General features: G+C 29.2%; 13 protein-coding genes. 5 read left to right on the top strand and 8 right to left on the bottom strand.

Going from position 1 to position 10,101, the window contains the following annotated elements; all coding sequences use genetic code 11:
* Nucleotides 1-84: 84 nt before the first annotated feature.
* From IDG60_RS18950 to IDG60_RS18940, 3 genes are all read right to left on the bottom strand, one after another.
* Nucleotides 85-438: a fluoride efflux transporter FluC gene (locus tag IDG60_RS18950; protein WP_000623470.1), complete on the bottom strand. Its 354-nt coding sequence runs from the start codon at nucleotides 436-438 to the stop codon at nucleotides 85-87.
* Nucleotides 435-800: a fluoride efflux transporter CrcB gene (gene crcB / locus IDG60_RS18945; RefSeq protein ID WP_001200542.1), complete on the bottom strand. Its 366-nt coding sequence runs from the start codon at nucleotides 798-800 to the stop codon at nucleotides 435-437. Before crcB ends, IDG60_RS18950 begins: the two co-directional genes overlap by 4 nt.
* A 255-nt stretch (nucleotides 801-1,055) precedes the next feature.
* A complete protein-coding gene (locus tag IDG60_RS18940) occupies nucleotides 1,056-1,358 on the bottom strand; it encodes a hypothetical protein (RefSeq protein ID WP_000091442.1) in 303 nt (100 codons plus the stop codon).
* A gap of 259 nt (nucleotides 1,359-1,617) precedes the next feature.
* On the opposite strand from IDG60_RS18940, the gene IDG60_RS18935 reads away from it, so the two are divergent.
* Complete coding sequence (locus IDG60_RS18935; protein WP_001096494.1) at nucleotides 1,618-2,331, top strand: transaldolase; 714 nt, start codon at nucleotides 1,618-1,620, stop codon at nucleotides 2,329-2,331.
* A 439-nt stretch (nucleotides 2,332-2,770) separates the two neighbouring features.
* Here IDG60_RS18935 and sdpA read toward each other — a convergent pair whose 3' ends face one another.
* Nucleotides 2,771-3,406 (bottom strand): CPBP family intramembrane glutamic endopeptidase SdpA, encoded by a 636-nt coding sequence (gene sdpA / locus IDG60_RS18930; protein ID WP_001168903.1) that lies wholly within the window; start codon nucleotides 3,404-3,406, stop codon nucleotides 2,771-2,773.
* Between the two features lie 295 nt (nucleotides 3,407-3,701).
* Between sdpA and IDG60_RS18925 the strand changes: the two genes are divergently transcribed.
* Nucleotides 3,702-4,145, top strand: coding sequence for a hypothetical protein (locus IDG60_RS18925; RefSeq protein ID WP_001030469.1), 444 nt, complete (start codon nucleotides 3,702-3,704; stop codon nucleotides 4,143-4,145).
* On the opposite strand, the gene IDG60_RS18920 is transcribed toward IDG60_RS18925, so the two are convergent.
* Nucleotides 4,132-4,575 (bottom strand): competence protein ComK, encoded by a 444-nt coding sequence (locus IDG60_RS18920; RefSeq protein WP_001153742.1) that lies wholly within the window; start codon nucleotides 4,573-4,575, stop codon nucleotides 4,132-4,134. The genes IDG60_RS18925 and IDG60_RS18920 overlap by 14 nt on opposite strands.
* Before the next feature lie 112 nt (nucleotides 4,576-4,687).
* Nucleotides 4,688-5,158, bottom strand: coding sequence for an RNA polymerase sigma factor SigS (gene sigS / locus IDG60_RS18915; protein ID WP_000671057.1), 471 nt, complete (start codon nucleotides 5,156-5,158; stop codon nucleotides 4,688-4,690).
* 198 nt (nucleotides 5,159-5,356) lie between these two features.
* Here sigS and IDG60_RS18910 point away from each other — a divergent pair, with 198 nt between their 5' ends.
* Together IDG60_RS18910 and sagB are read left to right on the top strand one after the other, a co-directional pair.
* Nucleotides 5,357-5,581 carry a hypothetical protein gene (locus IDG60_RS18910; RefSeq protein ID WP_000384171.1) on the top strand — a complete coding sequence of 75 codons (225 nt, stop codon included), beginning with the start codon at nucleotides 5,357-5,359 and terminating at the stop codon, nucleotides 5,579-5,581.
* A 275-nt stretch (nucleotides 5,582-5,856) separates the two neighbouring features.
* Nucleotides 5,857-6,711 (top strand): peptidoglycan release complex glucosaminidase SagB, encoded by an 855-nt coding sequence (gene sagB, locus IDG60_RS18905; RefSeq protein ID WP_001032833.1) that lies wholly within the window; start codon nucleotides 5,857-5,859, stop codon nucleotides 6,709-6,711.
* 86 nt (nucleotides 6,712-6,797) lie between these two features.
* Here sagB and arsB read toward each other — a convergent pair whose 3' ends face one another.
* A complete protein-coding gene (arsB, locus tag IDG60_RS18900; RefSeq protein ID WP_000989121.1) occupies nucleotides 6,798-8,090 on the bottom strand; it encodes an arsenite efflux transporter membrane subunit ArsB in 1,293 nt (430 codons plus the stop codon).
* Complete coding sequence (locus tag IDG60_RS18895) at nucleotides 8,090-8,404, bottom strand: ArsR/SmtB family transcription factor (RefSeq protein ID WP_000221177.1); 315 nt, start codon at nucleotides 8,402-8,404, stop codon at nucleotides 8,090-8,092. The genes arsB and IDG60_RS18895 overlap by 1 nt, the downstream gene beginning before the upstream one ends.
* Before the next feature lie 522 nt (nucleotides 8,405-8,926).
* Between IDG60_RS18895 and IDG60_RS18890 the strand changes: the two genes are divergently transcribed.
* The coding region (locus IDG60_RS18890; RefSeq protein WP_206161057.1) for an FAD/NAD(P)-binding protein at nucleotides 8,927-10,101 on the top strand (1,175 nt) is incomplete at its 3' end.

The following is a 10,101-nucleotide window of genomic DNA, read 5'->3' as shown; positions in this document are numbered from 1 at the left end:
TAAAAAATTTGCATGAAAATTAAAAAATGCTTCGTTCAGGAAGGTGTCGTAATTTACCTATTTGCTGAATGAAGCATTTTATTTTTAAATATGATAGCCAATATAACAAGCTATAAATCCAATGATGAATTGTAAAAGTGAATAATTGAGAAAAAGGTTAATATCAAATTTTGGTGTCATCATTAATGTAAGTTCCTTGGCTAACGTTGAGAAAGTTGTTAAGCCACCTAAAAAACCGGTGACAAAGAACGCAGGGAACCATGAGATTGAAATTGATAGGCCTATAGTTAATCCAATTAAAAAACTACCAACTAGATTTACTATCAATGTTGCGATAGGTAACTTTGAAGTAAATTTATGATTAAAATAATCAGTAATGGCACTTCTAGCAATTGCGCCAAAACCGCCGCCAATCATGACTAAAATGATTGATATCATGATAAACCACCACCTAGTTTTATACCGACGTAACATAACAAAATACCAAAGACATAACTTGTTACAGCATATAGTAGTAAAGTTATAAATTGTTGATGATCAAACATATGTATTAATTCTAATTGAAATGTTGAAAAAGTCGTTAAAGCACCAAGAAAACCAGTCGTAATAGCTTTTTTTAGGGTCGGATGGTTTGAAAAAAATGCAATTGTTAAGGCTGTTAGCAATCCCATTACAAAGGCACCAGTCAAATTGGCTATCAGTGTTCCGATTGGAAAACCTCCGTCAGTATTCAGAAAAGAAATGAGGTAACGTAATAAAGCGCCTAAAGCACCACCGATAAAAATATATACATATTGCATTTGGTTCACCTCGAAAAGAAGTAGTTTGAATTTAAAAAAGAGGTTTTGGCAACACGACGACAAAAATTGTCGATGCATTATCAAACCTCATTATATGTTATATCTTGTTGTATAACTATAGCGATTAGATGCATAGTTATGATTTCGAAAATCTAATATTTTTTATACGCAACAACGTCATCAAATTGTTTTACTCATTATAGCATGATACATTGTATTGTTTTGTATTAACGCTACATTGACATTTTATCTTTTTTAAATAAAACCGAATGTACGAACAATTGAAAAGATATGTACTAAAATAACAATTAGAATAATCCAAGGCAAACTTTTACTCGCAATTCTAATCCAATCTGCATCAGGCTTTAGTGATTTAATTGAACGATCTGCAAAAATTATAGACAAAATTAGTACAATTGAGTTAATAACACTGCAGAAAAGTATTAATTTAATAAAAGAATTAAAAAATCCACTTAGGAAAACGTTATTTGTATTAAAGAAAAAGCTTAAAATAATCATTAAGCTAGATAAGTAAAAGTATTTTTTTGAACGAGACATGCTAGACCTCCTGGATGATTATCATTTACATATCGTATCATAAACAATCATAAAACAATAGTTTTATTAACTTGTAGACACAATGTTTGCTAAAGTCATTTTTAAAAAATATAGGCAAAAAATTAGCTATATATTATAAAAGCGTGATATAAATGTTTTATATAACAAAGAAATAAAAATCATTTTTTACAAATGGTTGTAAGAAAAAGACATGCAGATGTTGTTAAAATTTTAATAAGAATCAAGGAGGCAATATTATATGGCTAAACTAAATGTAGAAGTATTTGCGGACGGTGCAGATATTGAAGAAATGAAAGCAGCTTATAAAAACAAACAAGTGGATGGTTTTACAACAAATCCTAGTTTAATGGCGAAAGCGGGCGTAACAGATTACAAAGCTTTTGCTGAAGAAGCTGTGAAAGAAATTCCAGATGCTTCAATTTCATTTGAAGTATTTGCAGACGATTTAGAAACTATGGAAAAAGAAGCAGCAATTTTAAAACAATATGGCGAAAATGTATTTGTTAAAATTCCTATTGTAAATACAAAAGGTGAATCAACGATTCCTTTAATTAAAAAACTTTCAGCTGACAATGTGAGATTAAACGTTACGGCTGTTTACACAATTGAACAAGTTAAAGAAATAACTGAAGCAGTAACTGAAGGTGTGCCAACATATGTTTCAGTATTTGCAGGACGTATTGCAGATACAGGCGTAGATCCATTACCATTAATGAAAGAGGCTGTAAAAGTTACGCATAGTAAAGACGGCGTTAAATTATTATGGGCAAGTTGCCGCGAATTATTCAATGTGATTCAAGCTGATGAAATTGGTGCAGATATTATTACATGCCCTGCAGATGTTGTGAAAAAAGTGAATACAAACTTAGGTCGCGATATTAACGAATTATCAGTAGATACAGTTAAAGGCTTTGCGAAAGATATTCAATCTTCAGGTCTTTCTATTCTATAATATATAAATATATTTAAACACTTATAGGCATTGTGCTTATGGGGGTTTTTCCATAATAGTTATTAATGAAGAAGAAGTCAAAATTCAGCTAAGTAAAAGCTCGAGTTATAAAAAAGTCTAAATTGATTCAACAGGAGTAGAAAAGGAAATTAGTCTCGCATATTTTAGAAAATGAATAAAAACAATTACTATATGCAACTTAAGAATTAAATATTATTTAAGCCACATACCTATTAGAGTACAAAATATACAAGTTGTACTTATATCTAGGTATGTGACTTTTGATTTTAAGCGTAAAGCAAAAGTTTTTATGTTTGTATTAGTTCTAAATTATTTTGCACTTGATGACACGTATTTTTGAGTTTAAGTGGTGACTCAAGTTCAATAAAATAAATATCAGATAGATAATTTGAAAATAATATGAAAGGTTATCTCAAAATTATCCCCATATTATAAAGAGCAGAGCTAACAAGTTATTTAAGAAGTGCATGAATATTACCACTTCTAATCGTTTTGTTTTTATATAAATTAGACCAAAAATCAAACCAGAATATAAGTAAGGTAAATAACCAATCCAAGTGTCAGATTCGTGTAATGATGCAAAAACTAAACTAGACACAAGTAACCCTAAAAATAAGTGTTTTCTGAATATAACCCTTATTATCATACCGCGAAAAACAATTTCTTCCACAATAGCGGGGATGATGGTAACAGTGAAAATAGAAATATAGAATGGTGTATTTCGTATTTCTTGCTCTAATTGTAGTTCATTTGCCGGTACGTCATGAAAATATAAATAAAGATTATCTAACCCATAAATTAATAGTGCACCGCCTATAATATAAATAACTTGAGACAATGTTAATTTTTTAAAAGAGAATAAATTGATTTTGAATAGCCTCAATAGAATTAAACCTACTAATACAATTAGCATGCTATAAAGTAAATGTACTTCACTGACAACTATGCCGATAAATAAAATGATAGTAATAAAAAATGCTGCCATTAAAGTTAAAAAATAATTTCCTCGTGTAACCGATAAATCATCGTAAAAAAAGTCTTTGAATTTTTGCATGCTAAATCCTTTCTTTTCATTTTTTAAAATTATTTTGAATGCAATATGTTTAAGGATAGATTCATTATATATGAAACATATATACGATTAAAATTTATCATTGTACCTACCTAAAAAGCATTAGTTTGAAAAATTAGCAGACTGTATTTTAGCGTCAAATCACCATAAATGAAATTGTAATATGGATTTTTGTAGATTTGATACATATATTTCTGTAAAATATATAAAATACACTTTCAATTGACGCTAATGTTTAAAATTACGTCAATATTATAAAGGAGAGAAATCCTTAATTATGAATAAAGCATCATTTGATAAAAAAGTTAAAAAGCAATTATGGTTTTTGAACAAGAAGGAGAAACAAGCATTAGATCAACGATTATCTTCTATATCTGATGATGACAGCGTTAACTTAAATAAGCCTGTTACCTTTGCTAATGCTTACTTAAGACAAAATGTATTTCGAAATAAAGAAACAAAAAGTTATAGTATGTTTGTTACATTAGTAGTGATGATGTTTGCTTATGTTGCTTTATTAGGCTTGTTTTTATTTGGGCTAATTACAAGTCTATCTGGCGTACAATTTTTCGTTAGTCCTAAGGTAGATTTATCAACAACTGTTGTTATTTTAACAATTATTGGAGCGATTTTATTAATGATTGTTAGCATATATTTTATAAAAATTGTGACATCATACTTTACTAAGAAACTTTTAGAAATTAAATTTAATTCGAAATAGTATTTTCAATGAAGTGCTTCAAAGCTAAACTTTCATGACATTTTTTTGAAACTAGAGAAAATGGCTCATCAACTTCTAGCTGAATGCCTTCTTGAAAATGTATTAATGTTGAATTCTCTATGGCAGTCATACCAACAATATAATGTGCATTGATATAAATTTGTATCGGTGCACGTTTATGTTTTAACGGAAAAAGTATAGTTTTTGGGTTGATGTAAATAGGAACCAGTTTATTAATATTTAGTATGTTTTTTGCAGTCTCAATTAGCACACTTTGTGATGATAAATGCAATTTCGCATAATATGAAACGAGTTTGTTAATTGGAACTTTAAGAATGTAATCGCAATGTAAAAAGACACAATTTGTTTCGAGATGGTTTGAAGTAGCAGTTTGGATATAAAGTAGATATTTAGTAGAATTGTCTTGCAAATATAGTACTCCTCGTATAATAAGTTGTTAATTTAATGGTTAAAATAAATTTATATGAAGATGTTAGGGTGTTTCAACATCACTAACACATCGACCGAAATTTCACAATAAACTAATTAAAATTATGTTGGCATTTACGCTTAACGGACATCTTAATTAATTTAATCGTTGAAAGCGATAATGACATGATTTCAGCAATTTCAAATTGCTTGTATCCTTCAAGGTATAGTTTGAGCCATAGTCTTTCTCTATGATTTAAAAGCTTGAAGATATCTTGTAAACGAAGGTCATGTTCATTAAAGTATGTTGGTTGTTCAGTTAATGTTGGTGAATTATTCTCACATAAAATGACATCTTTTAATTGATTTTGTTGTCTGAATAAATCGATAAGGTAATAATTTAATCGAGTGAATAAAAAAGAGGATAAAGATTGCTTGCTTGAGGGTTTATATATCTGACTCAATTGCCACATTTTTATCAAGAGTAGTTGATAATACTCATCATAATTATAGCTAATATTATATTTTTTTAAAAGATGGTGTATGATTTTGTGGTGTTTGTTGTATACGTCATTAAATTTCAAGTAGTCATTCTCCAAGTTATACGTATAACAAATATTTCCGGATAAAGTTAGAATAAAATATTTAGAAAAATCATTCATTTGCGTAATCGCTAAATTAAGTGTTAAATATAAGACATAAGTAATTAATTTAATGTGATATGATGTATTATTACTTTGCTAAATAGTAGATAGAACAAAATTTGTAATCGGGAGGTAACAATGGATTACGCACATTTAAATTTAGAACATTTTTTTGCACGAAACGACGATTTAGATGTTATAAGAGATCGCGCTGATTTCGTGATGATAAATAACTTCACTAATGAAATGATGTATCGTGATGGTCAAATTGAAGGCACGATTGATTTAAATCAGTACTATTATAAAAATAGATCAAATGCAGCAAGTTTTATTATGATGGATTATAAAAAAGAAACTAAGTAAACGAACAAAAGAATTTTTTGTTTTTTAATACGTGAATAATAAGATTATTGATATAAAGGTTTTCAAAGGTTATACAAAAAGATAAAACATTTATGATTCGTAGATCAACGTAAAGTAATGTTGATAAATGGTTTAAAACGTTTCATTTACATTACTGTTTATTTATGAATATGTAACAATGCATAGATAAAATTGTTAAACGGTTTTAATAATGTTAAACTTTATTATCGTAGTCAAACTGAATGTATAACAACAATGACCTAAGAGGTGTGGATATGAATAAACACAAGAAAGGTTCTATTTTTGGAATAATAGGACTTGTTGTCATATTTGCTGTTGTCTCATTTTTATTTTTCTCAATGATATCCGATCAGATATTTTTCAAACATGTTAAATCCGACATTAAGATTGAAAAGTTAAATGTTACATTAAACGATGCAGCAAAGAAACAAATAAATAATTATACGAGTCAACAGGTATCAAATAAAAAGAATGATGCATGGAGAGATGCATCTGCAACTGAAATTAAAAGTGCAATGGATAGCGGTACTTTTATCGATAATGAAAAGCAAAAATATCAATTTTTAGATTTATCAAAGTATCAAGGGATTGATAAAAATAGAATTAAACGTATGTTAGTAGATAGACCAACGTTATTGAAACATACGGATGATTTCTTAAAAGCTGCTAAAGATAAGCACGTTAACGAAGTTTATTTAATTTCACATGCATTATTAGAAACTGGCGCAGTTAAAAGTGAATTAGCTAATGGAGTCGAAATTGATGGCAAAAAATACTACAATTTCTATGGAGTAGGAGCCCTTGATAAAGACCCAATTAAAACAGGTGCAGAATATGCTAAAAAGCATGGTTGGGATACACCTGAAAAAGCTATTTCAGGCGGTGCTGATTTCATTCATAAGCACTTCTTATCAAGCACAGATCAAAATACATTGTATAGTATGAGATGGAATCCAAAAAATCCAGGAGAACATCAATATGCTACTGATATTAAGTGGGCAGAAAGTAATGCAACAATTATCGCTGACTTTTATAAGAATATGAAGACTGAAGGAAAATACTTCAAATACTTTGTGTATAAAGATGACAGTAAACATTTGAATAAGTAATTTGATAGAGTTAAGTTATGATATAACTTGCTCAAGTATAAAAAGACGCTTTCTATCGCAATAAATAGAAAGCGTCTTTTTATTTCTTAAAATATGATAAGTGTTAGATACAACCCTATGAGGGTTATAAATAGTACTGGAATTGTAATGATGATACCAGTTTTAAAGTATGTGCCCCAAGAAATCTTAACATCTTTTTGTGTTAAGACGTGTAACCACAGTAATGTAGCTAAAGAGCCTATCGGTGTAATTTTTGGACCTAAATCAGAACCGATAACATTCGCATAAATTAGGCCTTCTTTTAACATGCCATGGACATTTGATTGACCAATAGCAATCGCATCTATTAAAACTGTAGGCATATTATTCATTATTGATGATAAAAACGCTGAAATGAAGCCCATTCCCAAAATGGTGCTAAATAGACCGTAATTGGAAATATATTCTAATATTTTAGCCAATATTAAAGTAATGCCAGCATTTCTTAAGCCGAATACGACGATATACATACCAATTGAAAATAATACTATATTCCAAGGTGCGCCCTTAATGACTTGCTTAATATTTACAGCATTTGATTTACGAGCCAACATTAGAAAAATAAAAGCAATGATTCCAGTGAAAATTGATACCGGAATTTTAGTAAATTCACTGATTAGATAGCCGAAAAGTAATATAACTAGAACAATCCATGAAATTTTAAATAGCTTTAAATCATTAATGGCATCTTTAGGATGCTTTATATTATTATCATCAAACGTTTTAGGTATCGCCTTTCTAAAATATAACCACAATACTATAATACTTGCTAAAAGCGAGAATAAATTAGGTATAATCATTCTACTAAAATATCGAACGAATCCTACATGAAAATAATCAGCAGATATAATATTCACTAGATTGCTCACGATCAAAGGTAAAGAAGTTGTGTCAGCTATAAAACCACTCGCAATAATAAAAGGGAATATGGCCCGCTTACTAAAACCTATATTTTTAACCATCGCTAATACAATAGGCGTTAAGATTAACGCTGCGCCATCATTTGCGAAAAATGCAGCAACAATGGCACCCAATAATATGATATAAACGAACATTTTTAAACCATTTCCTTTTGAAGCATGAAGCATGTGAATAGCTGACCATTCGAATAATCCAACTTTATCTAATATTAATGAAATAAGAATGACTGAGACAAAAGTCAAAGTAGCATTCCAAACAATACCTGTTACTTCGAAAACATCGGAAAAACTTACAACACCAGTAATAACAGCAATAAAGGCACCAGTTAATGCGGTAATGCCAATATCTAGGCCTTTAGGTTGCCATAATACAAATAATAAAGTTACTAGAAAAATGAGTGTCGCTAAAGTTGTCATCATTAGCATTCACCAGTCTTAAGGTTATGACAAAAACATCGTTGGTTAGAGGTATGAACCTTAGACAAGTTATTAATTACGGACTCAAAAATATTATGATTAAGCTGGTATAAATGTTTATTTCCGATTTTTCGTGTCGTAACTAAGTTGGTTTTTACTAATGCTTTCAAATGATAGCTAAGTGTGGGTTGAGAGAATTGAAAATGTGCTAACAAATCACAAGCGCATAACTCTCCACAAGAAAGTAAATCTAGTATTTCTAATCTGCTTGAATCTGATAAAACTTTTAAAAATGTTGCTAGTTCTTTATACGTCATAACATACCTCCTAGACGTTAAATAGATTATCATCTATATAGATGAATGTCTATGTTCCTTTGGTATATTACACGATATGACTATGTAATTTGAATTTGGTTTTAGTATTAAAAGGGTATTAAAGATAAATTATAGATATTGATTTTGCAAAATATACTCTTTGTTTTGCATTGAAAAAGGTGATTAGCCATATCTTGAGTGTATGGCCAATCACCTTAGTTGAATTTATTTTGTAATCAAGGGTATTGATTAAGAAGCTTTGTTTTTACGACTAAAAATCATAAATAGAATTACTAATGAGATTAATATCTTTGCTATAAATTTCAATTTAATTCACCTCGTTAAAAATATTTTAACACAAACACTAAGGTTGATATTAAATGAAAAGTTTTAAATGGTTTAATGGTTGTGAAAGTGAAATAATAGCTTACCTTAATAAATTTTATTGGAAATACCAAATTGCTATAATTATAGGTAATAGTTTAAATATAATATTTTGAATTACAAAAGGATGGATGATATATGCGTGTAGCAATAATAGGCATGGGAACTGCTGGTGTAAGTGTATTGAGAGAGTTAGTTAAGCACCCGAAGTTTAATCAATTAGATATAGATTTATACGATGATAAAGTAAATATGGGACAGGGCGTACCATTTCAAAATGATAGTTCTGAGCTGCTAATTAATATGCCTTCGAAAAAGATGAGTTTAAATTTAGATGATGAGACTGAATTTTGGAAGTGGTATAAACAACAAACTGATTTTAATTTTGATGAACCTGCATATTTACCGAGATTTGTATTCGGACATTATATGAAATCTTATTTATCTATGTTCACGAAAAAATATCCAAATATATCAACTAATTATAATAAAGTTCAAGAGATTTATACAAATTCTAATATCGATGAAACGAATTTAACTTATTACATATGTACTACAAATTCAGAACAATCATGGCAAGCGTACGATTATGTATTTTTAACATGTGGTACATTTGCCTACCATGATCCATATAACTTAAAGGGTAAAAAAGGATATATCGCTACGCCTTATCCAACATATAATACGTTAGACGAAGTAAATGAACTGGACGATATTGCGATTATTGGTACAGGCCTTGCCAGTTTAGATGTTGTCCGTTATGTTGCTGCTCATCATCCGAAATTACCAATTACTATGACGAGTCGTTCTGCTCATTTACCAAGTGTAAGAGGTACAATGATAGACGTGACATTCAAGTACTTAACTAAAGACAAATTAAATGACATTAAAAAACATCATTTCGGCAATGCACCGCTTGATACTATAGTTTCTTTATTTTTAAAAGAATGTGCTGAATATGACATTGATTTTAAAAAATTAGTACATAGACGTACAGGAAATCATATTGCAGATTTGAAGTATGATTTAGCGCGTCCAACAGAAATGGGCATTTTCCAAAGTATGATTGAACATTTGAAAGAGAATTTAAATTGGATATGGAATAGCTTAAGTATTGAAGATCAACATCAATTTAATCAAAAATACTCAAAGATGATTCAATTAAATTCAAATCCAATGCCTCCAAGAACTGCTGAACTAATTATTGAATTAATAGAAAATAAGTCTTTAATTTTGAAAAAAGATTTAGAAGATGTGAAACATGATGGCAAGTTGTATTATTTTTCATACAAAAACCAAGAATCAGTAGACAT

This window comes from Staphylococcus sp. EG-SA-2 (genome assembly GCF_017152085.1).
This window is presented reverse-complemented; position numbering and strand designations above follow the sequence as displayed.